Annotated in this window: 20 protein-coding genes; 14 read left to right on the top strand and 6 right to left on the bottom strand. The window is 73.0% G+C overall.

Annotated features, from left to right (window positions below):
* The first annotated feature begins 64 nt into the window (after positions 1–64).
* Together purN and purH are read left to right on the top strand one after the other, a co-directional pair.
* Positions 65–727 carry a phosphoribosylglycinamide formyltransferase gene (gene purN, locus ACFYNS_RS19710; RefSeq protein WP_360302540.1) on the top strand — a complete coding sequence of 221 codons (663 nt, stop codon included), beginning with the start codon at positions 65–67 and terminating at the stop codon, positions 725–727.
* Positions 720–2,333: a bifunctional phosphoribosylaminoimidazolecarboxamide formyltransferase/IMP cyclohydrolase gene (gene purH / locus ACFYNS_RS19705; protein ID WP_360302537.1), complete on the top strand. Its 1,614-nt coding sequence runs from the start codon at positions 720–722 to the stop codon at positions 2,331–2,333. Before purN ends, purH begins: the two co-directional genes overlap by 8 nt.
* 355 nt (positions 2,334–2,688) lie before the next feature.
* On the opposite strand, the gene ACFYNS_RS19700 is transcribed toward purH, so the two are convergent.
* Positions 2,689–3,351, bottom strand: a complete 663-nt coding sequence (locus ACFYNS_RS19700; protein WP_388604158.1) for a hypothetical protein — start codon at positions 3,349–3,351, stop codon at positions 2,689–2,691.
* A 207-nt stretch (positions 3,352–3,558) separates the two neighbouring features.
* The gene (locus ACFYNS_RS19695; RefSeq protein WP_388604156.1) at positions 3,559–4,467 is read right to left on the bottom strand and encodes a hypothetical protein; all 909 of its coding nucleotides are present in this window, start codon (positions 4,465–4,467) and stop codon (positions 3,559–3,561) included.
* Positions 4,468–5,001: 534 nt separating this feature from the next.
* On the opposite strand from ACFYNS_RS19695, the gene ACFYNS_RS19690 reads away from it, so the two are divergent.
* The 4 genes from ACFYNS_RS19690 to ACFYNS_RS19675 all read left to right on the top strand — a co-directional run bounded on the left by ACFYNS_RS19690 (position 5,002) and on the right by ACFYNS_RS19675 (position 9,545).
* Positions 5,002–5,856: a bifunctional methylenetetrahydrofolate dehydrogenase/methenyltetrahydrofolate cyclohydrolase gene (locus tag ACFYNS_RS19690; RefSeq protein WP_360303300.1), complete on the top strand. Its 855-nt coding sequence runs from the start codon at positions 5,002–5,004 to the stop codon at positions 5,854–5,856.
* A 23-nt stretch (positions 5,857–5,879) separates the two neighbouring features.
* Positions 5,880–6,503 carry a DUF3017 domain-containing protein gene (locus ACFYNS_RS19685; protein ID WP_360303302.1) on the top strand — a complete coding sequence of 208 codons (624 nt, stop codon included), beginning with the start codon at positions 5,880–5,882 and terminating at the stop codon, positions 6,501–6,503.
* Positions 6,504–6,862: 359 nt separating this feature from the next.
* Entirely contained in the window at positions 6,863–8,434 is a 1,572-nt protein-coding gene (locus tag ACFYNS_RS19680; RefSeq protein WP_388604153.1) for a helix-turn-helix domain-containing protein, read from the top strand.
* 112 nt (positions 8,435–8,546) lie between these two features.
* Positions 8,547–9,545: a malate dehydrogenase gene (locus ACFYNS_RS19675; RefSeq protein ID WP_360302129.1), complete on the top strand. Its 999-nt coding sequence runs from the start codon at positions 8,547–8,549 to the stop codon at positions 9,543–9,545.
* A gap of 277 nt (positions 9,546–9,822) precedes the next feature.
* Here ACFYNS_RS19675 and ACFYNS_RS19670 read toward each other — a convergent pair whose 3' ends face one another.
* Positions 9,823–10,386 carry a MarR family winged helix-turn-helix transcriptional regulator gene (locus tag ACFYNS_RS19670; protein WP_388604296.1) on the bottom strand — a complete coding sequence of 188 codons (564 nt, stop codon included), beginning with the start codon at positions 10,384–10,386 and terminating at the stop codon, positions 9,823–9,825.
* Between the two features lie 164 nt (positions 10,387–10,550).
* The gene (locus tag ACFYNS_RS19665; protein ID WP_388604150.1) at positions 10,551–11,765 is read right to left on the bottom strand and encodes an MFS transporter; all 1,215 of its coding nucleotides are present in this window, start codon (positions 11,763–11,765) and stop codon (positions 10,551–10,553) included.
* Positions 11,766–11,934: 169 nt separating this feature from the next.
* Between ACFYNS_RS19665 and ACFYNS_RS19660 the strand changes: the two genes are divergently transcribed.
* Together ACFYNS_RS19660 and ACFYNS_RS19655 are read left to right on the top strand one after the other, a co-directional pair.
* On the top strand, positions 11,935–12,963 hold the full coding sequence (locus ACFYNS_RS19660; RefSeq protein WP_388604148.1) for an ArsR/SmtB family transcription factor: 1,029 nt from the start codon (positions 11,935–11,937) through the stop codon (positions 12,961–12,963).
* A 99-nt stretch (positions 12,964–13,062) separates the two neighbouring features.
* Entirely contained in the window at positions 13,063–13,665 is a 603-nt protein-coding gene (locus ACFYNS_RS19655; protein WP_388604145.1) for a nuclear transport factor 2 family protein, read from the top strand.
* Here ACFYNS_RS19655 and ACFYNS_RS19650 read toward each other — a convergent pair.
* Positions 13,569–15,131 (bottom strand): MFS transporter, encoded by a 1,563-nt coding sequence (locus tag ACFYNS_RS19650; RefSeq protein ID WP_360302143.1) that lies wholly within the window; start codon positions 15,129–15,131, stop codon positions 13,569–13,571. The genes ACFYNS_RS19655 and ACFYNS_RS19650 overlap by 97 nt on opposite strands.
* A gap of 223 nt (positions 15,132–15,354) precedes the next feature.
* Here ACFYNS_RS19650 and ACFYNS_RS19645 point away from each other — a divergent pair, with 223 nt between their 5' ends.
* Complete coding sequence (locus ACFYNS_RS19645) at positions 15,355–16,311, top strand: LysR family transcriptional regulator (RefSeq protein WP_360302146.1); 957 nt, start codon at positions 15,355–15,357, stop codon at positions 16,309–16,311.
* 300 nt (positions 16,312–16,611) lie between these two features.
* On the opposite strand, the gene ACFYNS_RS19640 is transcribed toward ACFYNS_RS19645, so the two are convergent.
* Positions 16,612–17,214: a hypothetical protein gene (locus ACFYNS_RS19640; RefSeq protein WP_360302013.1), complete on the bottom strand. Its 603-nt coding sequence runs from the start codon at positions 17,212–17,214 to the stop codon at positions 16,612–16,614.
* A gap of 475 nt (positions 17,215–17,689) precedes the next feature.
* Here ACFYNS_RS19640 and ACFYNS_RS19635 point away from each other — a divergent pair, with 475 nt between their 5' ends.
* From ACFYNS_RS19635 to ACFYNS_RS19615, 5 genes are all read left to right on the top strand, one after another.
* A complete protein-coding gene (locus ACFYNS_RS19635; RefSeq protein ID WP_388604141.1) occupies positions 17,690–19,192 on the top strand; it encodes an aldehyde dehydrogenase family protein in 1,503 nt (500 codons plus the stop codon).
* Between the two features lie 155 nt (positions 19,193–19,347).
* Positions 19,348–20,928, top strand: a complete 1,581-nt coding sequence (locus tag ACFYNS_RS19630; protein ID WP_388604138.1) for a GMC family oxidoreductase — start codon at positions 19,348–19,350, stop codon at positions 20,926–20,928.
* Entirely contained in the window at positions 20,928–22,073 is a 1,146-nt protein-coding gene (locus ACFYNS_RS19625; RefSeq protein ID WP_388604135.1) for a glycine betaine/L-proline ABC transporter ATP-binding protein, read from the top strand. Before ACFYNS_RS19630 ends, ACFYNS_RS19625 begins: the two co-directional genes overlap by 1 nt.
* A 52-nt stretch (positions 22,074–22,125) precedes the next feature.
* Entirely contained in the window at positions 22,126–24,165 is a 2,040-nt protein-coding gene (locus ACFYNS_RS19620) for an ABC transporter permease (RefSeq protein ID WP_388604132.1), read from the top strand.
* Between the two features lie 67 nt (positions 24,166–24,232).
* On the top strand, positions 24,233–25,195 hold the full coding sequence (locus tag ACFYNS_RS19615) for a glycine betaine ABC transporter substrate-binding protein (protein WP_360302027.1): 963 nt from the start codon (positions 24,233–24,235) through the stop codon (positions 25,193–25,195).
* Positions 25,196–25,488: the final 293 nt, after the last annotated feature.

Raw genomic sequence — 25,488 nt, 5'->3', positions numbered from 1 at the left:
ATCCTCGGGTCCACGTACTTGTACGACCACACAATTCCGTCTCCCCGCGAGAGAGAGCCCTGTCGTGGACGCGCAGTCCTTCCGTCCCGTCGCCCCTGTGCGCCTCGTCGTCCTGGTGTCCGGTTCCGGCACGAACCTCCAGGCGCTGCTCGACGCCGCGGCCGATCCCGCGGTCGACACCCCGTACGAGATCGTCGCCGTCGGGGCCGACCGGAGCGGCATCGAGGGGCTGGCGCGGGCCGAGCGGGCCGGGATCCCCACCTTCGTGTGCCGGGTCAAGGACTTCGCCGACCGCGCCGAGTGGGACGCCGCCCTCACCGGGGCGACCGAGGCGCACGCACCGGACCTGGTGGTCTCGGCGGGCTTCATGAAGGTGGTCGGCAGCCGGTTCCTGGCGCGGTTCGGCGGGCGGGTCCTCAACACGCACCCCGCGCTGCTCCCCAGTTTTCCCGGTGCCCACGGCGTACGCGACGCGCTCGCGTACGGCGCGAAGGTGACCGGATGCACCGTCCACTTCGTCGACGACGGCGTCGACACCGGTCCCGTCATCGCGCAGCGCGCGGTCGAGATCCGGGACGAGGACCACACCGACGAGGGTGCCGCCCTGCACGAGCGGATCAAGGAAGTCGAGCGACGGCTGCTCGTCGAGGTGGTGGGGCGCATCGCCCGCCACGGCTACACCCTCCAGGGGCCGAACATGAGAAGGGTACGACTGGGTCATGAGTGAGAATGCTGCGCTGGGCGCCAAGCGGCCGATCCGCCGCGCGCTGGTCAGTGTGTACGACAAGACCGGGCTGGAGGAGTTGGCGCGGGGGCTGCACGCCGCCGGGGTGCAGCTCGTCTCGACCGGTTCGACGGCGAAGCGGATCGCGGACGCCGGGGTTCCGGTGACCCCCGTCGAGGAGCTGACCGGTTTCCCCGAGTGCCTGGACGGGCGGGTCAAGACGCTGCACCCGCGCGTGCACGCGGGCATCCTCGCCGACCAGCGACTGGAGGCGCACCGCGAGCAGTTGGGCGAGCTGGGCGTCGAGCCGTTCGAGCTGGTCGTCGTCAACCTCTACCCGTTCGCGGACACCGTCGCCTCGGGTGCCTCCGACGACGCCTGCGTGGAGCAGATCGACATCGGCGGGCCCTCGATGGTCCGCGCCGCGGCCAAGAACCACCCGTCCGTGGCGGTCGTGGTCAATCCGGACCGCTACGGCGAGGTCCTCGCCGCTGTCGAAGGGGGCGGCTTCGACCTCGCGGCACGGAAGCGGCTGGCGGGCGAGGCGTTCCAGCACACCGCGGCCTACGACGTCGCGGTGGCCGGCTGGTTCTCCGGCTACGCCGACGCCGCCGAGCCCGGCGCCGCGACCGGGACGGCGGGCGAGGGCGCCCGGGAGCACGACCCGTTCCCGTCCTTCCACGGCGTCACCTACCAGCGCAAGAACGTGCTGCGGTACGGCGAGAACCCGCACCAGCCCGCCGCGCTCTACACCTCGGGCGACGGTGGACTTGCCGAGGCGGAGCAGTTGCACGGCAAGGAGATGTCGTACAACAACTACGTCGACACCGACGCCGCGCGCCGCGCCGCCTACGACCACACCGACCCGTGCGTCGCCGTCATCAAGCACACCAACCCCTGCGGCATCGCGGTGGGCGCGGATGTCGCCGAGGCGCACCGCAAGGCACACGCCTGCGACCCGCTGTCCGCGTACGGCGGCGTGATCGCCGTGAACCGGCCGGTGTCGCGGGAGATGGCCGAGCAGGTCGCGGAGATCTTCACCGAGGTCGTCGTCGCCCCCGACTACGAGGACGGGGCCCTCGAGGCGCTCTCCCGTAAGAAGAACATCCGCGTGCTGCGCTGCCCGGAGGCGCCGGCCGCGCCGGTCGAGTTCCGTCCCGTCGACGGCGGCGTCCTCGCGCAGGCCAAGGACGTCTTCCAGGCGGCGGGCGACGATCCGGCGCACTGGACCCTGGCCGCGGGGGAGGCGCTCGGCGCCGACGAGCTGGCCGAGCTCGCCTTCGCCTGGCGGGCCTGCCGGGCCGTGAAGTCCAACGCGATCCTGCTCGCCCAGGACCGCGCCACTGTGGGCGTCGGAATGGGCCAGGTCAACCGCGTCGACTCGGCCCGGCTCGCCGTCCAGCGCGCCGGTGCGGAGCGGGCGCGCGGCGCCTACGCGGCCTCGGACGCGTTCTTCCCCTTCCCCGACGGGCTGGAGGTGCTGACCGCGGCGGGCGTGCGCGCCGTCGTCCAGCCGGGCGGCTCGGTCCGCGACGAGCAGGTGGTCGAGGCCGCGGCCAAGGCGGGCGTGACCATGTACGTCACCGGGACACGGCACTTCTTCCACTGAGCACCGTGCCGGACCCCGGCGCCCTGGCCCGGGGTCCGGCACCCGAGGGCCCGATCCGGGACTCGAAGGCCCGATCCAGGACCCGAGGGCCCGATCCGGGACTCGAAGGCCCGGCACACGAAACGGGGGGGGGGGGGGGGGGGGGGGGGGGGGGGGGGGGGGGGGGGGGCCGCGCCGGCGGGGGGGGGGGGCGGGGGCGCGCGGCCCCCCCCCGCCCCCCCGCCGCGGGCCGGCGGGGGGGCGCGCCGGGCGGGCCGCCGCAGCGGGGGGGGGGCCGGCCGGGGGGGCGCCCCCCCCCCGACCCCGTTTCACGCCTGTCGGCGCCGCAGCCGAACCGTGGGCGGCAGCCGCAGGCTCAGTACTGCGGCCGGTTGAACCACTGGCTCGCCGGGCTCAGGCAGCAGAAGACGAGCGTCACGACGGCGGTGGCCAGCCACAGGATGTACCAGAAGAACATGCTCGCCGCGTCCTCGCCGCCCACGGCGCTGCCCAGCGCGCCGAAGCAACCCAGCAGCGGCAGCAGGGCGTTGACCGACGCGGCGATGATCGCGGTGACGCGGGTGCCGATCCGGCCCTTCCCGAACATCGAGGCGGGCACGATGTGCAGCGCCGCGAGGCCGCCGAAGATCAGGAGTCCGATGAACGCGGCGCCCAGCGCTGCACCGCCCGCCGCGTCCACTCCGGGGATGTCGCTGACGGCGTCGTTGGCCACCAGCCCGACGAAGAAGACGATCACGGCCAGCAGCGCCCAAAACGAGCCCGCCACGAACAGCAGCACGCGGGCCGTGACGACCTGGCCCGGCATGCTGACGGTCGGCTGTATGCCTCCGCCGGGACCCCCGCCCGGGTACGGCGGCACCCCGCCGGGGTAGCCGTAGCCGGGCTGGTTGTAACCGGGCTGGGCGTAGCCGGGCTGACCGGCGCCCTGCCCCGGGTATCCGTAGGGAGCGCCCTGGCCGCCCTGCTGGGGCGTCGCATAGGGATTGGGCTGCTGGCCGGGTGGCGGCGGGTAGCTCACGGGCTGGTTCCTCCGACGGTGTCGAGGAGCGGATGGGGCCGAGCAATTCCGGAGAATCACGGCCTGCCCTTCAGCAATGTCGCTTCCCCCCGGTACGGCGCCGCACCGTCGGCCCTCCCTGCACTGCCCGACGCCGTGCACCAATGTTGCTGGTCCGACTGTCCGACTGTCCAGCCGACTTCCCCGACTGTGGCGAAGTCGCAACGCTCAGTACGCCCCGGCCACCCGGGTCCCGCTCTCCCACCCCGCGCCCGCGTGGGCCAACCCGCCGTCCAGCATCGCCAGATCCGCTTCCTGCACGAGGTCGAACCGGAGCGCGAACCGCACCAGGGCCTCGCGGACGCTCTCCGCGGCGTCCGGTGCGCGCAGTCGCAGCTTCAGCCGCAGGTAGTCGATGTTCCAGGCGACGGCCGCGGGGGAGGCGTCCGGCCACACCGGGCGCAGCCGCTCCGTCAGTTCGACGACGTCCGGCACCGGGGCCGCCGCGTCCCCGCGCAGGCTCGCCTCGCACAGTGCCGCCAGGACGAGGAAGTAGTGGCAGGTGTGGTCCAACGGGTAGGGCCGCGGGAAGGGGTCGAAGCTCCAGCCCTGCGTCCGGTCCTCGGCCGGGTCCCCTGTGGTGCCCTCGGCCGGTTCCCCGGTCCGGTCCTCGCGCCGGTTCCCCCCGCCGCGCGTTCCGTCGGGAGGGAGGGCGGTGGCACGCTTCGCCCGGGACCGTGAGCTGCCGACGAGGGAGTCGGCGGAGGCCAGGTAGTCGTGGCGGGGCGCCAGTACGTCGAATCCGCACCCCGCCCCCGATTCACCGGCGCACAGGCGAACGCGTGCGAACTCGAAGGGGACCGGGGCGTCCGCGCGGCCGGGTGCGACCCGGATGTGCTCCCCCGCGCCCTCGGGATTCTCGACGAGATAGGTCTGATCGCTGCTGAAGTTGGTGAGTATCCAGAAGGCGCCGGTCGCGGTGATCTCCCCGGCCGCGCACGCGACGGCGGGGTGGGAGAGGGCCAGGCCGTTGCCTGCGGGTGCCGTGCGCCCGAAGCGCAGCGTATGGCCCGGCTCCAGCCGGTGCTGCGCCTCGAGTCCCCGGCACCTGTCCGGGACGATGATCACGCTGAACACGTCCCGCACGCTACTGACCCTCCGTACGCGTTCGCAACGGAGCGTAGGGGGAGCAGAGAGGCACATGAACCGACCTTTGCCGTCCCGTTGCCAACGGGACGCCACGCGGGTGACGCCGGATCGCACCGCGCGCGGCGGGGAGCGCACGGCGGCACCGCGCGCCCGGCCCGTGTGCTGCGGCACGCACCCGGCCTCCTGCACCCGGCCTCCCGCGGCCCGCCTCCCGCGGTCCGCCTCCCGCGTCCGGCCTCCTGCGTCCGCCTCCTGCGTCCGGCCTCCTGCGTCCGCCTCCTGCGTCCGGCCTCCCGCGCCCGGCCTCCGCGTCCGCCTCCCGCGCCCGGTCCCCGCGCCCGCCTCCCGCGTAAGGCACCCTCGGCCACGGGCCACGGCCACGCGTGTGCAGGGCGCCCGGAACCCGGACCCGGCATCGCGGACCCGGCACCGCGCGGCCCGGCGGCCCCGCTGGGCGCCGCAGGGCGGTGTCGGCGGCACCTGAGTGGAGACCGGCGGCCGGGATCCGCGAGGATGGGGCGCATGACCGCCCAGATTCTCGATGGCAAGGCCACCGCCGCCGCGATCAAGTCCGACCTGACCACCCGTGTCGAGGCGCTCAAGGCGAAGGGCGTCACGCCCGGCCTGGGCACTCTGCTCGTCGGTGAGGACGTCGGTTCCCAGAAGTACGTCGCGGGCAAGCACCGCGACAGCCAGCAGATCGGCATCAACTCCATCCAGCGGCAGCTGCCCGCGACGGCGACCCAGGAGGAGATCGAAGCGGTCGTCCGGGAGTTGAACGAGGACCCGGCCTGCACCGGCTACATCGTCCAGCTCCCGCTGCCCAAGGGGATCGACGTCAACCGGGTGCTGGAGCTGATGGACCCGGCCAAGGACGCCGACGGCCTGCATCCGACCAACCTGGGCCGCCTGGTGCTCAACAAGCCCGCACCGCTGCCCTGCACCCCGCAGGGGATGGTGGTGCTGCTGCGCCGCTACGGCGTCGAGTTGAACGGCGCCCACGTGGTGGTGGTCGGACGCGGGGTGACCGCGGGCCGCCCGCTGCCGCTGCTGCTGACCCGGCGGAGCGAGAACGCCACGGTGACGCAGTGCCACACCGGGACCCGCGAGCTGCCGGACCTGCTGCGCCAGGCGGACATCGTCGTCGCGGCCGCCGGGGTGCCGCACCTGATCAAGCCGGAGGACGTCCGACCGGGCGCCGCCGTACTGGACGTGGGGGTCAGCCGGGACGAGAACGGCAAGATCGCGGGCGACGTGCACCCGGGGGTGGCCGAGGTCGCCGGCTGGATCTCGCCCAACCCGGGTGGCGTCGGCCCGATGACCCGGGCGCAACTGCTGGTGAACGTGGTGGAGGCGGCCGAGGCGGCGGCCGGCTGAGCGCGGTCGGGGAGAGTGCCGTCATGGAAGAGGGCGACCGCCGCCCCGCCGGCCACGACGAGGGCCCGACCGGTGGCGACGCCGACCGGAGCGACGGGCGCACCGGTGGCGACGAGGGCGCGAGCGTCGACCGGAGCGGTGACACCGGCGGTGCCCGGAACGACGGGGACGACGGGAACGGCGCCAGGGACGGCGGACTGAGCGGACTGAGCGGACTGAAGGGAGACTCCGCGATGGCGGGGCAGGAGGCGGCTCCTCCGAAGAAGGCGTCGCGGCGCTTCCCGGTGCTGACCCGGGACACCGCGCGTCCCGAGGGCGGAGGGCGCGCCATAGGAGGGCACCGCCCGGCGCCCTATCGGCAGTGGCCGCTGCTGGCCGTGTGCCTGGGGGTGCTGGCCGGACTGCTGGTGACCATCGCGGAGTTCCGCGCGGGCTCGCTCGTCATCGGCCTGTCGCTGGTCGGCGGGGCGCTGCTGCGCTGGGGCAAGCCCTCCGTCGGCATGCTGGCGGTGCGCTCGCGCTTCACCGACATGATCACCTACGGCGTGCTGGGCCTCGCCATCGTGCTGCTGGCCTTGATGGCCCAGCCGGAACCATGGCTCTCGCTGCCGTTCCTGGACACCGTCGTGCACTTCACCGTGCGCTGACGGGCGCTCCATCGGGGGTGCGCGGCGCTGCCGCCGCGCCCCCGTGACGGTCCGCCCGCACCCCGTGGGGTGAACCGTCACGTCCTCGTCCGTCGGTCCGGTCGGTTGTTTCGGTCCGTGGGTCTCTCGGCCCTGTCGGCCCGACGGCAGGTGGCTTCCGGCGTTGTCCGTACGGCGTCGGGAGCCCGCTCCCGCAGGCGCCGTCGGACGAGGGCGGCCCACCCGGGGGCCGTGCCCGGACCGTTGGCGTCCGGAACGGCTGGCAGACTAGGGGGCGTTTGCGCGAACGAGCACCTGAGGCCGTGGCGCGACACGGGGGAAGGAATGCTGAGAGCGCACTCGCGGACAAGGGGGAGGCCATGCCTCGTTGGAGGTCGCTACCGGAGGATCTGGATCCGCAGATCCGGGAGTTCGCGAGCCAGTTGCGGCGGCTCGTCGACCGCAGCGGGTTGAGTGTCGCCACCGTCGCCGACCGCACCGGGTACAGCAAGTCGTCGTGGGAGCGCTATCTGAACGGCCGGCTGCTGCCGCCCCGCGGCGCCACCCAGGCCCTCGCGGAGGTGACCGGGACGGATGTGCGGCACCTCGGCACCATGTGGGAGCTGGCCGAACGCGCCTGGAGCCGGAGCGAGATGCGCCGCGACACCACGCTGGAGGCCATCCAGATCGCCCAGGCGCGGGCCGCGTTGGACGAGGCACCGGGGCAGTCGTCCGGGAAGGGGCGCAAACGGCGCAAGGGCAAGGGCCCGGAGCAGGGTGCCGCTCCCGACGCCGACGCCCCCGCCCGCGAGGAACCCGCCGCGGACCGTGGCACCCGCGCGGTGCCGCACCAGGCGACTCCGCAGCACCAGTCCGCCCCGCCGCACCAGGGCTTCGGGCCCGACCGCGGCGTGCCCCCGCAGCGGGGCACTCCGGGCCAGGGGCCGAGCCAGGGGTCGGGGTCGGGTCAGGGCACGGCGCCGGGCCGGGGTGGCACTCCGCAGGACGCTCCCGGCGGCCAGGACGTGGAGACGGCGGTCCTGCGCATGGACGCCATCCGCGCGGGCGACAAGGCGGGCGCCGACAGGACGACCGCGGACCGGCCGGGCCCCGACCGGCCGGGCCCGGACAGCGCGAGTGCCGACGACGCGAGCGCGGACAAGGCAAGCGGGGGCAACGCGAGCACGGACAAGGCGCGAGCGCGGGAGTGGCGCCACCGGTCCGACGCGACCGACTGGGGCACCCCCGCCCCCGCGACCGGCGGGCGGTCCTCCGGCCCGGTCGGCGGCGGCCCGACCGGCGGCCAGGGCGCCGGCGGCGTACCGGGCGGCACCGGACTGCCGTCCGCCGCGGTCGGTGGCGCACCGGGCGACCCCGCACCGTCCGCCGCACGGGGATCCGGGGGCGACCGCGCCGCCCCGGGCGACCGCGCGGCGAAGACGTCGGGCGGACGGCGCAGAATCACCGTGCTGCTCGCGTCCCTGGTGGCGGTCCTCGTCGTCGCCGCGGGCGCCGTGCTCTTCTTCGGCACCGGGGAGGACGGCAAGGAGGAGGCCGCAGCGCCGAAGCCCACCCCCAGCCGGAGTGCGCCGCAGCTGCCCGCCGGGGTGAAGTGCTCGGGCGAGGACTGCTCGGGCAAGGACCCGGAGGCGATGGGCTGCGGCGGCAAGCACGCCGCGACCAGCAGTTCGGCCTGGGTCGGCCGCAGCTTCGTCGAGGTCCGGCACAGCACGGTGTGCAAGGCGTCCTGGGCCCGGATCACCAGTGCGAAGTCCGGGGACGCGCTGCGGATCAGCGGGCCGGGCGGCCAGGCGGAGAGCGACGAGGTGACGAGCACGAACGACGCCTACACCAAGATGGTCTCCGTCGGGTCGCAGGACGAGGCGCGGGCCTGCGCGACGCTGGCGGCGGGCGGCAAGGGCTGCACGGTGCCGGGCAAGAAGGTGCGCTGAGCGGACCCGGGGGTGCGCGGGGCGGGGGGTCGGATAGCCTGGCCGATGGGTCTCTTGACGTAGAGAGACTTCCGGCCACCCGCCAGCCACGTCAGGTACTACGGAGAACGCCATGACCCGCACTCCCGTCAGCCCCGTCACCGTCACCGTCACCGGCGCCGCAGGCCAGATCGGCTACGCGCTGCTGTTCCGGATCGCCTCCGGCCAGTTGCTGGGCCCCGACGTGCCCGTCAAGCTCCGCCTGCTGGAGATCACCCCCGCGCTGAAGGCGGCCGAGGGCACCGCCATGGAGCTGGACGACTGCGCCTTCCCGCTCCTCCAGGGCATCGACATCGCCGACGACCCGAACGTCGCCTTCGACGGTGCCAACGTGGCGCTGCTCGTCGGCGCCCGGCCCCGCACCAAGGGCATGGAGCGCGGCGACCTGCTGGAGGCCAACGGCGGCATCTTCAAGCCGCAGGGCAAGGCCATCAACGACCACGCGGCCGACGACATCAAGGTCCTGGTGGTCGGCAACCCGGCCAACACCAACGCGCTGATCGCCCGCTCGGCGGCGCCGGACGTCCCGGCCGAGCGGTTCACCGCCATGACGCGCCTGGACCACAACCGCGCCCTCACCCAGCTCGCGAAGAAGACCGGTTCCACCGTCGCCGACATCAAGAAGCTGACGATCTGGGGCAACCACTCCGCCACCCAGTACCCGGACATCTTCCACGCGGAGGTCGCCGGCAAGAACGCCGCTCAGCTCGTGGACGACGAGAAGTGGCTGGCCGACGAGTTCATCCCGACCGTCGCCAAGCGCGGCGCGGCCATCATCGAGGCCCGCGGCGCCTCCTCGGCCGCCTCCGCCGCGAACGCCGCCGTCGACCACGTGCACACCTGGGTCAACGGCACCCCCGAGGGTGACTGGACCTCCATGGGCATCCCCTCCGACGGCTCCTACGGCGTGCCGGAGGGCATCATCTCCTCCTTCCCGGTGACCACGAAGGACGGCAAGTACGAGATCGTCCAGGGCCTGGAGATCAACGAGTTCTCCCGCACCCGCATCGACGCCTCGGTCCAGGAGCTGACCGAGGAGCGGGACGCGGTCAGCGGCCTCGGCCTGGTCTGAGCCGACTGCGGCACCGCCGCCCGCGGGCCCGTACGGATCGCCGGATCCGTACGGGCCCGCGGGCTTTTCCGCCACGAGGGCCGGAGCCCGATCCGGCCGGAATCCACGTCGGCCGGAATCCAGGTCGGCTGGAATACCTGTCGGGTAGGAATCCGCGTCGGCTGGAATACCTGTCGGGTAGGAATCCGCGTCGGCCGGAAGCCGAGCCGGCCGGAAGCCGAGCCGGCCGGAAACCGTGCCGATCGGAAACCGTCGGGCGAGGCGCGCCCGGATCCGGTCAGCTCGCCTTGGCCCCGTGCTCCCCCGCCTCGTCCGCGCGGTCCGCCTCAGCGGACTCCTCCTCGGCCTCCTCGGCCTCCTCGGCCATCGCCTCCTCGTAGGCGCGCAGGCTGGTGAGGAGCAAAGCCCGCTCGGCCGGCGAGAGGCCGGTCAGTACCTGGCGCCAGGCGTCGGCGCCGCGGGCCAGCCACCGGGAGATGGTGGGGCGGTGCGCCTCGGTGATGCTCACGATGCGGCGGCGCCGGTCGGTCTCGTCCTCCCGCCGCTCCAGCACGCCCTTCCGGCTCAGCTCGCCCACCAGGAGACTGACGGTGGTCGGGGCGACCTCCAGCCGGGTGGCCAGGTCGTTGACGCTGGCCGGGCCGTCGAAGAGGAGGTACGAGAGCAGGGAAAGGTGCCGCGGGGCCAGCGCGAGGGCCTGCAGCTCCTCCGGTACCGGCAGGCGCTTGAACCGGCTGACGATACGCGGCATCAGCAGGAGCAGCGCGCGTACGGCGTCGTCCTCGGCCAACTCCCCGCCGTGCTCCTCCGTACTCGGTCGTCCCCCTCTGTGACCGTCCATCGACATGCCGGTGGGCCTCCCTGGCTCCGTGAGGAAAGCTGCTTGGCTTTCCGCGGGTTCTCCGTCGCGCTCGCGGCGATCCGGTTCTTCGCCTTGCCGCTCGGATGGCTGCCATGCCGCACTTCGAAGAGGAGTTTCACGGAGAGGCCCCGCCGCGAGACCGGTCAGCGCCTCTCGTACGGCTCCTGCCGGGCCCGCGGTCCCGGGCGGCGGCTCCGGCGCTGCCCTGCCCGGAGGCCCGGCGCGAGAGAGAGCGTCACCGTCAGGGAGAGGGCGGCGACCAGAGTCATGGCGGTCGCGGGGGAGGTGCGTTCCGCGACGGCGCCCGCCAGCGCCGCGCCCACGCCCTGCATGGCCAGCATCCCGGAGGAGTGCAGGCCCAGCGCGTGGCCGCTGAGCTCGTCCGGCGTCCGTTCCATCAGCCGTTCCTGGAGCAGCAGACTGGCACCGAAGCCGAGGGACGCCGGCAGCACCAGCCCGGCCGCCAACGGCAGAGGAGGGTGCAGTACGAACAGCAGATAGGGGGAGGCGAGCAGCGCGAGCATCGGCACCGCCAGTCTTGTCCGCCAGGACCGTGGCAGGCAGCGGCCGACGATCGTGTCCCCGGCCAGCATGCCCACCGCTCCGCAGGCGAACAGCAGCCCGGCCTCCCGCGGCGCGTACGGCACGAAGAGCGACTCGCACCCGACCACCAGGCCGTTGGGCACCCACAACCCGAGGTAGACGACCCGCCGGGCGGGCGAGGACCACAGCAGGGAGTTGGTCCGCCAGGTCTCGGCGGGGGAGGGGCGGCCCGCGGCGCGCGGCGGACGCTGCCCGAAGCCGAGCCGGGCCGTCACCGCCCCCGCCAGGTACAGCGCCGCCCCGACCAGCAGGGTGCCGCGCGCCGAGAGGACCGTGACGAGCAGCCCGCCGAGGGCGTAACCGCCGATCTGCATGACGCCGCTGGACATGTTGAGCACGGAGCGGCCGAGGAGGTAGCCGTCCTTGGGGAGGATCTCGGAGAGCAGCCCGTAGCGCACCCCGCCGCCCAGGGAGGCCAGAATCCCGAGTATCAGCAGCAGGGCGAACGACCCCGCGACGGGCAGCCCCGGCAGGGTCTGCGCGGCGGTACCGAGCGAGAACGCCGCGAGCAGCCCGGTCATCGTGGCGCGGGGCGGCAGCCGGTCGGCGGCCGAGAGCAGGGTCGTCGCGCCGATGAGCTGGGCCAGCGAGGGGCCGAACATCGCCAGCGAGGAGAGCAGCGGGGAGCCGGTGGCGGTGTAGAGCAGGGTCCCCAGGGCCAGGCCGCTCACCGTCTGCCCGGCCACCTGGAAGGTGCCGGCGAGGAAGAGCGGACGGAACTCGGGGGTCCGGAAGAGCTCGCGGTAGGTGCGCATGGCGGGAAGTCTCGGGAGGACCGCGGCTGCCGGTTACTGTTTCGCGGCAGGGCGAAACCTCGAAGCGGACGCATCCTCGGTGCGGGCGGCGAGGGGCGGCCGAGCGGACCGGACCGGAGCGGAGCGGACCGGAGCGGAGCGGAGCGGACCGGCAGGGGGCGGCGGGGACATGGGGTGGTGGCAGGTCAGCGCCGACGCCTTGGCGGGCAGCCGCTTCGTGGTGTCCCCGCTCGCCGAGACGATCGCCGGTCTCAAGGTGCTGGAGCGCGGCAGCGCGGCCCACCCCGGCGAACGCGCCTGGCTCGCCGCCCACCGGCCCGCCTACCGCACCCGCCAGGCCGCCGACCCGGTCACCGAACAGCTCATCCGCGCCGCGCTCGGCCCCACCTGGAACGCGGACTTCCTCACCCCGCCTCCCGACCCCGACGCACACGGCGCCGCTGCCGCGTCCTTCGAGGAGGAACTCGCGTGCATACGCGCGACCCCGCCGGAGGTGGCCCGTGCCGACCTGCTGGTGTCGCTGGGTTCGGGACCGCTGCCCGGCATCCTGCACCGCGACGACCTGCCGCTCCGCACGGCCGACACCCTGGAGTGGGTGTGGCACGAGACGGTGCTGCCGTACTGGCCGCGGCGCCGCCGGATCATCGAGGCCGACGTGGTGGCGCGCACCGCGCAACTCGGCCGGGGCGGCTGGGCCGCGGCGCTCAGCGACATGCGGCCGGGCATGCGCTGGCTCGGGGGCAGCCGCCTCCAGATCAACGCACGGAACTATCCGCCGCGCGAACTGGACGGCGCACGGCTGATGTTCGTCCCCGTCACACCGCACACCGGATGGGTGAGTTGGGAGGCGCTACCCGTCGGCGTGCCGGAGGGCCGGGCCCGTCCGCCCACCGGGGTCCGGCCCCGCTACGCCGTGGTCTACCCCTGCTCCGGAGCGCTCGCCGACGCCGGCCATCCCGCTGTGCCGGAGGCGTTGGGTGCGCTGCTCGGCCCCGCGCGGGCCGCGGTGCTGGTGCTCCTGGACTCCCCGAAGAGCACCTCGCAACTCGTGGCGCTCACCGGGCAGGGGCTGGGCTCGGTCGGCCGCCATCTGCGGGTGTTGCGGGACGCCCGGCTGGTCCAGGGGCGCCGGGCGGGCCGCTCGGTGCTCTACCACCGCACCGCGGCGGGCGAGGGCCTGCTGCGGGCCCAGGAGTGACGGCTCGGCCGCGGCGGCCGCGGCGGCCTGCGCCCGGGGTGTCCGTCGATGACCCGGCAGGTAATCGCGCCGCCACCGCAGGGCGGCGATCCTGGGGGCATGACCGGAACGCAGACAGACCACATGCCCGCGGCGACCGCCCCGAAGAACGCCCCGGACAACCGCCCCGCGACCGGACCGGCGCTCGCGACCGGCCCCGTGACCGGCACGGCGCCCGCAGCGGGGACCGTCACCGGAGTCCCCGCCCCGGACGCGCGGGCCGTCGTCGAGGAGTTCCTCTCCCGCGTCGGTGCGGGGGACCCGGAGCGGATCGCCGAGCTGTTCGCCGAGCAGGTGGACTGGATGATCGCGGACAACCCCGCGGTGCCCTGGGTGCGTCCGCGGCCGACCCGGGCGGACGTGGCCGCGCACTTCCGGGAGCTGGCCGCCGGGGTGGAGCCGACGGCGCCCCGCGGGCGGCCCCTGGAGGCGCTCGTCGTGGAAGGGGACGAGGCGGTCGTGACCGGCAACCTGGCCGGCCGGGTCCGCGCGACGGGCAAGGAGTTCGTCTCGCCCTTCGCGCTGCGGCTGACCGTCGAGCGGGGACTGGTGGTGCGCTACCACCTCTACGAGGACGGGGTGGCGGTCGCGGCAGCCTGCGCTCCGGACGACGAGGACCGGGCGCCCGGCTCGGCATCCGCTTCCCCCTCCGCCACATCCTGACCCCGCGCCGCGTCCCGTCCGCTCCCCGCTTCCTGACCCCGCGCCGCGTCCTGTCCGTTCCCTGCAGTGTCGGAGCCGCTCCCCGCGCCGCCGGGCGCCGGACGCAGCCAGGCCACGGTGACCGCGCCGAGTACCGCGACGACGGCTGCCGCGAGCCGGAACCCGGCGGACATGCCGTCCGTGAGGCCGCCGGTGCGGGAAGCCAGCACGGTGCCCATCGCGGCGACGCCGAGGGCGCTGCCGAACTCCCGTGCCGCGCCGTTGAGTCCGGAGCCGAGCCCCGCGCGTTCCGCGGGCAGCGAGCCGATCACGGCCAGCGAGAGCGACGGCGTCGCAAGCCCCATGCCGACGGCCAGCACCAGGAGGACGGCGGCGTAGGGCGGGTACGGCGTCGCGCCGTCGACGAGGGAGAGCAGGCCGAGCCCGGCGGCCAGGCAGGCCAGTCCGGCCGCCACCGTCGCGCGTGGCCCGATCCGCCGGGTGAGGCGGGGGCTGAGGCGGGAGACCACCAGCATGGCGAGGGCGAGCGGTCCGATCGCGAGCCCGGCGAGGGCGGGGGAGTAGCCCTTGGCGTACTGCAGGTACTGGGCGTTGACGAAGAAGAGGGCGTACATCCCGAAGAAGATGGCCGACACTCCCAGCACGCCGGCCCGCAGCGGACGTGACCGGAAGAGCCGCGGGTCCACCAGCGGGTTCCGGGCCCGCGTCCCGTGTGCCGCCAGAGCGCCCAGCAGCAGGGCGGCCAGCACGAAGGAGCCGAGCACCAGCGTGGAGTCCCACCCGCGGCCGGGGCCCTCGATGAGCGCGGTGAGCAGGGCCAGGGAGCCGAGCACCAGCAGCGCGGTACCCGCCGGATCGGTCGGCCCGGCCGGAGCGGCGGCGAGCCGCGGGGTCAGCCGGGCGGTCAGGGCCAGCAGGAGCAGCGCGGCGGGGGCCGCTACCCAGAACAGCCCCTGCCAGGGCAGGTACTGGAGGACGAGGCCGCCACCGAGGTTGCCCAGCAGCCCGGCGACGCCGGTCGCACCGGTCCATACGGCGACTGCGTGCGCGCGGCGCTCGTGCGGTGCGGTGCGCACGGCGAGGGACAGCGTCGCGGGCATCACCAGTGCCGCGCCCGCACCGGCGAGCCCTCGGGCTGCGACCAGGACGGGCACGTTCGGGGCGAGTGCCGTCAGCAGGCAGCCGGCGGCGAAGAGGCCGAGTCCGGACAGCAAGGCGCCTTTGGGGCCGCGCCGGTCGCCCAGCGCCCCGGCGGGGATGAGCAGTCCGGCGAAGAGCAGCAGGTAGGAGTCGACGATCCACAGCAGTTGTGCGGAGCTGGGGCGCAGGCTGCCGGCGCGCAGGTCGGGCAGTGCCAGGTTGACGGCGGCCACCAGGGCGACGGCGAGCACGACGCACGCCGACATCAGTCCGAGCACGGTGCTGTGGCGCGGGGCGGCCTCGGGCCGCTGGGTGTGTTCAGGCATGGGTGTCCCCGAAGAGGTGTGAGCAGGAAGCAGGAAGCAGGCAGGGAGAAGGAAGAAGAGGAGAAGGAAACCGGACGCCGAGCGCGGATTCGGGCGCCCCGCCGCGCGGCCGCGGCGACTGTCTGCGCCACCGTCCGGTGGGTGCGCTCCGGCGTCACCAGTACGGTAGGCAGCTCATCCGGATTACTTCAATTGCAACGTCTGCAAGGGAAAGTTGCTTCGCATGCAACCCAACTCCCCGCCTCCGCGCGGCTCGGCCTCATCGTTGGACCTCAACCTGCTCACCGCCCTGGACGCGCTGCTCACCGAGGGCAGCGTCACCGGAGCCGCGCGACGCCTGCACCTGTCCACACCCGCCATGAGCCGGACGCTGACCCGCGTGCGGCGGGCGCTGGACGATCCGGTGCTGGTGCGGGCCGGACGGCACATGGTGCCCACGCCGCGCGCGCTCGGGCTGGCCGGGGAGGTGCGGGGGATCGTGGAGCGTGCCGAGGCGGTCCTCACCCCCGGAGCGGAAGGGGACTTCGACCCTGCCGCGTTGGAGCGCACGTTCACACTGCTCGCCGACGACGCGCTGCTGACGCTGGTCGGGATGCGGCTGTTGGAGCGGATGCGCGCGCAGGCGCCCGGCGTCTCGCTGCGGCTCCTGCCGGAGGGGCCCGGGGACTCCACGGCGTTGCGCGAGAACGTCGCCGACCTGGAATTGGGAGTGGTGGACCCGCCGGCGCCGGAGACCAGAGTGGAGCACGTCTTCACCGACACGAACGTCGGCGTCGTCCGCCGGGGGCATCCGCTGCTGGAGGGGGAGGTGACCGCGGAACGGTTCGCCGCTGCGGACCACGTGACGGCCTCACGCCGCGGCAGGTTCCACGGGCCGATCGATGAACTGCTGTCCGCGCGGGGGCTGCGGCGCCGGGTGGTCGCCTCGGTTCCGACGCTGGCCGCCGCCTTGATGGTGGTCGCGCAGACCGATCTGGTGGCCCGGACCGGGCGGCGGCTGGGCGCAGCCCAACTGGACCGGCTCGGACTGGTCGCCTTCGAGATCCCGCTGGAGCTGCCTGCCCTGCCCATCGCGCAGGCATGGCACCCCCGCTACGAGAAGGACCCGGCCCACCGCTGGCTGCGCCGCTGCGTACGGGAGACGGCGCAGGACCTCGACCCCCCGCCGGCCCTGCCGTGAACCCCGCCGCCGACCGGGCCGCCGCCGATCCCGCCGCGGGCCCGGACCCCGCGTCCGGCCTCGCATCCGGCCGGGCGGCCGGGACCGACGCGGGCCCTGCCGCCGGGCCCGGCCGACCCGGAAGGCCCGCCGCCCGGGACTGCGGGGCCCGGCCGAGCGGCAGGCCGGGCTGCCCCACCCCGGAGGCCGGGCTGCCCCACCCCGGAGGCCGGGCTGCCCCACCCCGAGGTCCGACTGCCCGGGCCCCGAGGTCCGACTGCCCGGGCTCCGGGGCTCGGCTGCCCCGACTCCCGGGTCCGACTACACCGACTCCGAGGGCGGCTCGTCCTGGCCGGAGCCGCCGAGGTGCCGGCGGAGCTGCTCGACGGAGACGGTGCGGTCCTCGGGCGGGGTGGCGCGGGAGACGGGCCGGTTGAAGCGGCCCAGGTCGATCTCGTCGTGGTTGCTGCCCGCCTTCCGCTCCAGGCGCAGCGGATAGGGCTTGCCCTCCGTCGAGACGTGCATGGTGACGCGGGCCTGCTGCCGGGCGCGGGTGACGGGGACGGCGTGGTGGCCGTGCACGTCCCCCTTGTGGCCCCGCTTCCAGCGGGGGCCGGAGGAGCCGGTCACTCCGGATGCGGCGCGGAAGGCGTTCAGGTCGCAGGCCGTGGCCAGGCCCCCGCCGCCGAGCTTGTCGCTGCCCTGCGCACTGCCCTTGATGTAGTGCCCCTTGAACTTCTCGGCCGCCTTCGCGCCCTTGTCGGGGCCGAGCTGCGCCCGCCAGAACGCGGCGTCCGGTTTGATCCAGACGGTGCCGCCGCGCTTGATGAGCCGCATGGAGCCCTTGCCCGGGACCCCGACTTCTCCGGAGCAGTTCGCCTTTTCGTCGAGAGTCAGGTCGAGCCGGAGATCCGGTGCTTTCATTCTGAGTCGCATGGAGTGTGCGGAATTCAGCTCGTGCGATGCTTTTTCCGCTATTTCCTCGCCTGACAACTCTTCGATATCCGGCCCATCACGCTGCGTGGCCGTGGGGGTGGCATGGGCCGGGGCCAGGAGCCCGCCGGAGGCCGTCGCCGCAGCGCAAACGGCTACAACCAGTGAGGTTCGGTACTGCTTACGCATTGTTGGCTCCGATCCGCCGGAGGGGAGTCCGGAGGCGACGTGTCGGCGCACCGGGCTGCCAAATACGGACAAAGACGTACTCACCGTACGGTCCGCAGAGGGGTGCCGCACTTCGGCCCGTGATGAAGGCCACTTGGCGACGGTTTCTGGACATGCAACCGGAAGAACGGGGCAGGGTTCCCGATTGCCATCGGCCCCGGGCTGTGGCAAAAGCCCCCAACGGGGGCACCGGGTTCACCCCGGAGAAAGCAGTAAGTAACGGAAGGCAGTACCGAAGGTGTCCGTTCTGGAGAGCATTCATATCGATGGCGTGTGGCGCACGGCCGCAGCCGGCGGCACCCGGGAGGTGCTGGACCCCGCGGACGCCACCACGCTCGCCGTCGTCGCCGAGGGCGACGCATCGGACACCGACGCGGCGGTCGCCGCGGCCCGCCGCGCGTTCGACGAGGGCCCCTGGCCGCACACGCCCACCGCGGAGCGCGCCGCGCTGCTGCGCCGCGTCGCCGACCTCCTCCAGCGGGACCGGGAGGAGATCGCGCTGACCGAGTCCCGCGACACCGGCAAGACCCTCGAAGAGGGCCGGGTGGACGTGGACGACGTCACCAACGCGTTCCGCTACTTCGCCGACCTGGTCATGAACGAGTCCGGCGGCCGGGTCGTGGACGCCGGCAGCCCGGATGTGCACAGCGTGGTCGTGCACGAACCCGTCGGCGTCTGCGCCATGATCACCCCCTGGAACTACCCCCTGCTCCAGGCGAGCTGGAAGGTCGCCCCGGCGCTGGCGGCCGGCGACACCTTCGTCATCAAGCCCAGCGAGGTCACCCCGCTCTCGACCGTCCACCTGGTCAAGCTGGTGATCGAGGCCGGCGCCCCGGCCGGGGTCGCCAACATCGTCACCGGCGCGGGCCTGCCCGTCGGCCAGCGCCTGGCCGAGCACCCGGACGTGGACCTCTTCTCCTTCACCGGCGGACTCGTCAGCGGCACCAAGGCCGGCGCCGCCGCCGTCGCGGGTGCCAAGAAGGTCGCCCTGGAGCTCGGCGGCAAGAACCCCAACGTGGTCTTCGCCGACGCCTGCGCCACCGAGGAGGGCTTCGACACCGCCGTCGACCAGGCCCTGAACGCCGCCTTCATCCACAGCGGCCAGGTCTGCTCCGCCGGTGCGCGGTTGATCATCGAGGAGTCCGTCAAGGACCGCTTCGTCGCCGAGCTCGCCTCCCGCGCGCAGCGCATCAAGCTCGGCCGGGGCACCGAGGAAGGCGTCGAGTGCGGCCCCCTGGTCTCCCGGCAGCAGCTGGAGAAGACCGAGGACTACGTCGCCTCGGCCCTGGCCGAGGGCGCCGAGCTGCGGTGCGGCGGTGAGCGCCCGCAGCCGTCCGAGGTGCGGCCCGAAAGCGGCTATTTCTACGCGCCGACCGTCCTGGACAACTGCCACCGCGGGATGCGGGTCATCCGCGAGGAGACCTTTGGCCCAATCGTGACGGTAGAGAGCTTCAGCACTGAGGACGAAGCTGTAACGCTGGCCAATGACACCGAGTACGGCCTCGCGGGCGCCGTCTTCTCGGGCGACACCGCTCGCGCGCGCAGGGTTGCCGCGCGACTGCGCCACGGCACGGTCTGGATCAACGACTTCCACCCGTACCTGCCGCAGGCCGAGTGGGGAGGCTTCGGCAAGTCCGGCATCGGCCGTGAGCTGGGCCCCCACGGTCTGGCCGAGTACCGCGAGACCAAGCACGTGTACGAGAACCTGCGGCCCGCCCCCGTCCGCTGGTTCGCAGGCTGAGCCGGGCGAAGGAGCCCGGCCACCGGCCCCCTCCCACCGCGCACACCCCGAAACCCGAACAGAGCGCGACGGCGGCTCGACCGGTCGAGCCGCCGCGGCGCACCCGTACCAACCGTCGGCCCCCTCGTCGGAAGTTCTCAAGGAGCAGCACCCCTATGCCCAGCTATGACTATGTGATCGTCGGAGGTGGGACGGCCGGATCGGTGATCGCCTCGCGGCTCGCCGAGGACCCGGACGTCACCGTCGCCCTGATCGAAGGCGGCCCCTCCGACATCGACCGGCCCGAGGTCCTCACCCTCCGCAAGTGGCTGGGCCTGCTGGGCGGGGAGCTGGACTACGAGTACACGACCACCGAGCAGCCCCGCGGCAACTCGCACATCCTGCACAGCCGCGCCAAGGTGCTCGGCGGCTGCTCGTCGCACAACACCCTGATCTCCTTCAAGCCGCTGCCCTCCGACTGGGACGAGTGGGAGGCCGCGGGCGCCACCGGCTGGGGCGCCCAGGCCATGGAGCCCTACTTCGGCAAGCTGCGCAACAACGTGGTGCGGGTCGCCAAGAAGGACCAGAACGAGATCGCGCAGGACTGGATCGACGCCGCGAAGGACGCCCTCGACCTTCCCGAGGTCGTCGGCTTCAACGACCAGCCCTTCGAGGAGGGCGTCGGCTTCTTCGACCTCTCCTACCACCCGGAGGACAACAAGCGCTCCTCCGCCTCCGTCGCCTACCTGCACCCGCACATCGAGGCCGGCGACCGCCCCAACCTGCACATCCTGCTGGAGACGTGGGCGTACAAGCTGGAGATCGGCGGGGCCGACGGCAAGACCGTCAGCGGCGTGCACGTGCGCGGCAAGGACGGGGCGGAGCGGCTGCTGACCGCCGGCCGCGAGGTGCTGGTGTGCGCGGGCGCCGTGGACACGCCGCGGCTGCTGATGCACTCGGGCGTCGGCCGCCGGGAGGACCTCCAGGAGCTGGGCATCCCGGTCGTCCACGACCTGCCGGGCGTCGGCGAGAACCTCATCGACCACCCCGAGTCGGTGATCGTGTGGGAGACCGACGGTCCGATCCCGGACAACTCGGCGATGGACTCCGACGCGGGCCTGTTCGTCAAGCGGGACCCGGAGCACCAGGGCCCCGACCTGATGTTCCACTTCTACCAGATCCCCTTCACCGACAACCCCGAGCGGCTGGGCTACGAACGCCCCGAGCACGGCGTGTCGATGACCCCCAACATCCCCAAGTCGCGCAGCCGCGGCCGGGTCTATCTGACCTCCGCCGACCCCGAGGTCAAGCCCGCGCTCGACTTCAAGTACTTCGAGCCCGACGAGAACGGCTTCGACTACGACGGCCAGACGCTCGTCGACGGCATCAAGCTCGCCCGCAAGGTCGCCCAGGCCGAGCCGTTCGCCAAGTGGCTCAAGCGGGAGGTCTTCCCCGGCCCCGAGGTGACCGACGACGAGGAGATCAGCGAACTGGTGCGCAAGGCCGCGCACACCGTCTACCACCCGGCGGGCACCTGCCGGATGGGCGCGGAGGACGACGCGCTCGCCGTCGTCGACCCCCGGCTGCGCGTCCGCGGCCTGACCGGCATCCGCATCGCGGACGCCTCTGTCTTCCCGACCATGCCCGCCGTCAACCCGATGATCGGGGTGCTGATGCTCGGCGAGAAGGCGGTCGACCTCATCCGTCCCACCCAGACCGACAAACAAGCGACCACGGCACCGGGAGGTGTTGCCTGATGTCCGAGACCGCTGAAGCCACGGCAGCCGGCGAGAACACACACGAGCACGGCGACCAGGCGGGTCCCGCCATCTCCGTCCGCAACCTGTGGAAGGTCTTCGGTCCCAAGGCCGACCGGATCCCCCACGACGCCTCCCACGCCGGACTCTCGCAGAGCGAACTGCGCGAGCAGACCGGCTGCACCGCCGCCGTCCGCGACGTCTCCTTCGACGTGCACCAGGGCGAGGTCTTCGTCGTCATGGGCCTCTCCGGCTCCGGCAAGTCCACCCTGGTGCGCTGCCTGACCCGGCTGATCGAACCCACCGCCGGCTCGCTGGAGTTCAACGGCGAGGACGTCATCGGCATGGGCGCCGAGGCGCTGCGCGAGCTGCGCAGGCATCGCGCCTCCATGGTGTTCCAGAACTTCGGCCTGCTCCCGCACCGCACCGTCGTCGACAACGTCGCCTACGGCCTGGAGATCCAGGGCATGGGCAAGGCCGAACGGCGCGAACGTGCCGCCGAGATGGTCGCCAAGGTCGGCCTGGACGGACTGGGCGAGCGCCGCCCCGGCCAGCTCTCCGGCGGCCAGCAGCAGCGCGTCGGCCTGGCCCGCGCGCTGGCCGTCGACCCCGAGGTGCTGCTCTTCGACGAGCCGTTCAGCGCGCTGGACCCGCTGATCCGCCGCGACATGCAGGAAGAGGTCATCCGGCTGCACCACGAAGAGGGCCGCACGATGGTCTTCATCACCCACGACCTGTCCGAGGCGCTGCGCCTGGGCGACCGCATCGCCCTGATGCGCGACGGCGAGGTCGTCCAGCTCGGCACCCCCGAGGAGATCGTCGCCAACCCGGCCGACGACTACGTCCGCGACTTCGTCCGCGACGTCCCCCGCGAGCAGGTCATCTCGGTGCGCCGCGCGATGCGCCCCGCCGAGGGCGCCGAGGCGAAGACCGGCACCGAGGTCGCCCCCGACACTCTCGTCTCGACCGCGATCGAGACCGTCGCACGCACCGGCGAGCACTGCCGCGTCGTCGAGGACGGCCGGCTGCTCGGCGTCGTCGACCACGCGAGCCTGCTGATCGTCGTCGCCGGGCTCGACAAGGACGCCGACCCCGCGGGCGCCGCACCCGAGGACGGCACGGAACGGGAGGTGGCAGCCGTATGAGCGCCACACGCCACAGCACCGCGGAGGCGGTCCATACCGGCGGGGGGCTGATATGAGTTCCCCGACCCTCACCAAGGACGAGGCCGCGAACCCCACGCCCTCCCCGGAGGAGCCCGCCGAGGCCCCGCAGGAAGCCGCACCGCCCTCGGCGCTCGCCCGCTTCCTCGGCAACCCCAAGACCCTCGCGCTGCTGGTCGCGATCCTGGTCGTCGTGGTCAGCGCACTGGTCACCGGCGCCGGCACCTGGCCGCGCTCGCTGACCGCCGATGTGCAGTCGCCGCTCAACGACCTGGACAACTGGCTCGTCGACAACCGCGACTCGCACTGGATCTTCCTGTACTTCCTGCTGCACATCAGCAACTTCGCGCAGGCCTCCTACGACACGCTGCTCAGCCTGCTGGAGTCGATGAGCTACGTCGGCGTCATCGTCGTCGGCACCCTGATCGCCTGGGCCGCGGGCGGCGCCGACCTCTCCCGCCGCGCGCTGCGCACCGGCGGCACGGCACTCGCGGTCTTCGCGGTGTGCGGAGTGCTGGACGTGTGGGAGCCGACGATGGAGACGCTGGCGCTGATGATCGTCTCGATCATCCTCGCCGCCCTCCTCGGCGCCCTGCTCGGCCTGGCCTCCGGAGTCTCGGACCGCTTCGAGAAGATCCTGCGGCCCGTCTTCGACACCATGCAGGTCATGCCGGCGTTCGCCTACCTGCTGCCGCTGGTGCTGATGTTCGACATCGGCGTCCCGTCCGCGCTCATCGCGACGGTGATCTACGCGGCGCCGCCGATGGCCCGCCTCACCTCGCTCGGCCTGCGCCAGGCCGACCCGACCGCGCTGGAGGCGGCCACCTCGCTGGGCGCCGACGCCCGGCAGCGGCTGCTGACCGCCCGGCTGCCACTGGCCCGCAAGCAGATGATGCTGGGCCTCAACCAGACGATCATGATGTGTCTGTCCATGGTCGTGCTCGCCTCGCTGATCGGCGCCGGCGGCCTGGGCTCCGAGGTCTACGAGGCCCTCGGCGCGCTGAAGAACGGTGACGCGCTGGTCGCCGGTGTCGCCGTCGTGCTGCTGGCCGTCCTGCTGGACCGCACCACGGCCGCGGCCGGCGAGCGGATCGACGACGTCGCCACCACGAGCTTCTCCCGCGCCGCCGCACAGCTGCGGATCGTCGTCTGGGGCGGCATCGCCGCACTCACCGTCCTCTTCGCCGCGATCGGCACCGCCGTCGCCGGAGACGAGTGGCCCGAGAACTGGGTCGTCGACTTCACCAACTCCATCGACACGGCCGTCAACTGGTTCACCGACCACCTGGGCTCCGGCATCCCCCTCCTGGGCGGCACCATCACCTGGGCCGAGGGCTTCACCGAGATCGTCCTCAACCCGCTGCGCAACGGTCTGCAGACCACCCCCTGGTGGGCACTGGCCCTGCTCGTCGCCGTGATCGGCTGGATCGTCGGCACCTGGCGCGCCGCGCTCACCGGCGTGATCTGCCTGGCCCTGGTCGGCTGGATGCGGCTGTGGGACGTGGCCATGGACACCCTCTCGCAGGTGCTCGCGGGCCTTCTGCTCACCGTCGTCGTCGGCGTGCTCGTCGGCGTGCTGTGCGCCCGCGTCGAACGGGTGGACAAGCTCATGCGGCCGGTGCTCGACACCATGCAGACGATGCCGCAGTTCGTGTACCTGATCCCGGTGATCGCGCTGGTCGGCCAGAACCGCACCGGCGGCATCCTCGCCGCGGTCATCTACGCGGCACCCGCGGTCATCCGCATCACCGCACAGGGACTGCGGCACGTCGACCCGGCCGCCATGGAGGCATCGAGCTCGCTCGGCGCCACCGGCATGCAGCAGCTGTTCGGCGTACAGCTGCCGCTGGCCAGGAAATCCATGCTGGTCGCCCTCAACCAGGGCGTCGTGCTGGTGCTGTCGATGGTCGTCGTCGCCGGCCTCATCGGCGGCGGCGCACTCGGCTACATGGTGGTCCGCGGCCTGTCGAAGGGCGACCTCTCGCAGGGCTTCCCCGCCGGCATCGCCATCGTCTGCCTCGGCATCATGCTCGACCGCCTGTCCCAGCCGGCCGCGAAGCGCAACCGCGACTGAGACCTCCGTCCCCCGAGATCCCCCCGACGGGTCCCCCCATCCCGTCCCACAGGAAAGAGAAATTCGCATGAGAATCAAGCGCGTAAGCACCATCGGAGTGGCCGGCGTCGGTCTGCTGGGCGTGCTCGCCCTCACCACCGGCTGCGCCGCCGACACCAAGGCCAGCGGCGGCGGCGACGACAAGGTCGTCCTCGCCGAGCCGTCCTGGGTGGGTGCCACCGCCAACGCGGCCGTCGTCAAGAAGCTCCTCGAGGACGAGCTCGACGTCAAGGTCGAGGCCAAGCAGATGGACGAGCCCGTCGCCTTCGACGCGCTCAACAGCGGCAAGGCCGACGTCATCCTCGAGGACTGGCACGGCGTCCCGAAGAAGCAGAAGAAGTACGTCGAGGAGAAGAAGACCGTCGTCTCCGGCGGCGACCTCGGCGTCGTCGGCCACATCGGCTGGTTCGTGCCGAAGTACTACGCCGACAAGCACCCCGACATCCTCAAGAGCTACAAGAACCTCAACAAGCACTACAAGGACTTCAAGACCTCCGAGAGCGGCGACCTGGGCCACTTCATCGGTGCCGCGCCGTCCTACTCGCAGCACGACAAGGAGCTCATCAAGAACCTCGGGCTCAAGTTCAAGCACATCCCCTCCGGCGCCGAAGCGGCCCAGCTCAAGGAGCTGAAGCGGCTCTACGACGCCAAGAAGCCGTTCCTCACCTACTGGTGGGAGCCGCAGTGGATGAACGAGAAGATCGACCTGGTCGAGGTGCCGCTGCCCAAGTACACCAAGGGCTGCGAGGTTCCCGCATCCGAGGCGAAGTGCGGCTACGAGACCAACCAGCTCGAGAAGTTCATGAACAAGGACTTCGCGAACGGCGACAGCAAGGCCGCCGAGTTCATCAAGAACTTCCACTGGTCCACCAAGGACCAGAACGAGGTCGCCGGAATGATCGCCGGGAAGAAGATGGACCCGGAGGACGCCGCGGCCAAGTGGATCAAGGACAACAAGTCCACGTGGGAGAAGTGGATGCCCAAGAAGTAAGCCTGCGCCGCGGGGCGGCTTTCGCCGCTGCCGCCGCACGCACTACCGGCCCCCGCGACGCTTGTCGTCGCGGGGGCCGGTGCGTTCCCCTTCGCGGGGGGCGTGTTCGCGGGGTCGGTTCCCCCTCCGCGGAGTGCGTTTGCGTTGTGGGGGCACGCCCCCTGGCGTTCCCGGCCCTCCCCTTCGCGGGGGCGCGTTGTGGGGGCACGCCCCCGTTGTTTTTCGGCTGTCGCCGAGAGGTCGTGTCGGGGGGCGCTGCCCCCCAACGGCCCCCCGCCAAGGGGGCTCCGCCC

Source organism: Streptomyces sp. NPDC006925, assembly GCF_042869575.1.
GTDB lineage: Bacteria > Actinomycetota > Actinomycetes > Streptomycetales > Streptomycetaceae > Streptomyces.
The sequence above is the reverse complement of the archived record's forward strand: the minus strand, read 5'-3'. Positions and strand labels throughout refer to the sequence as shown.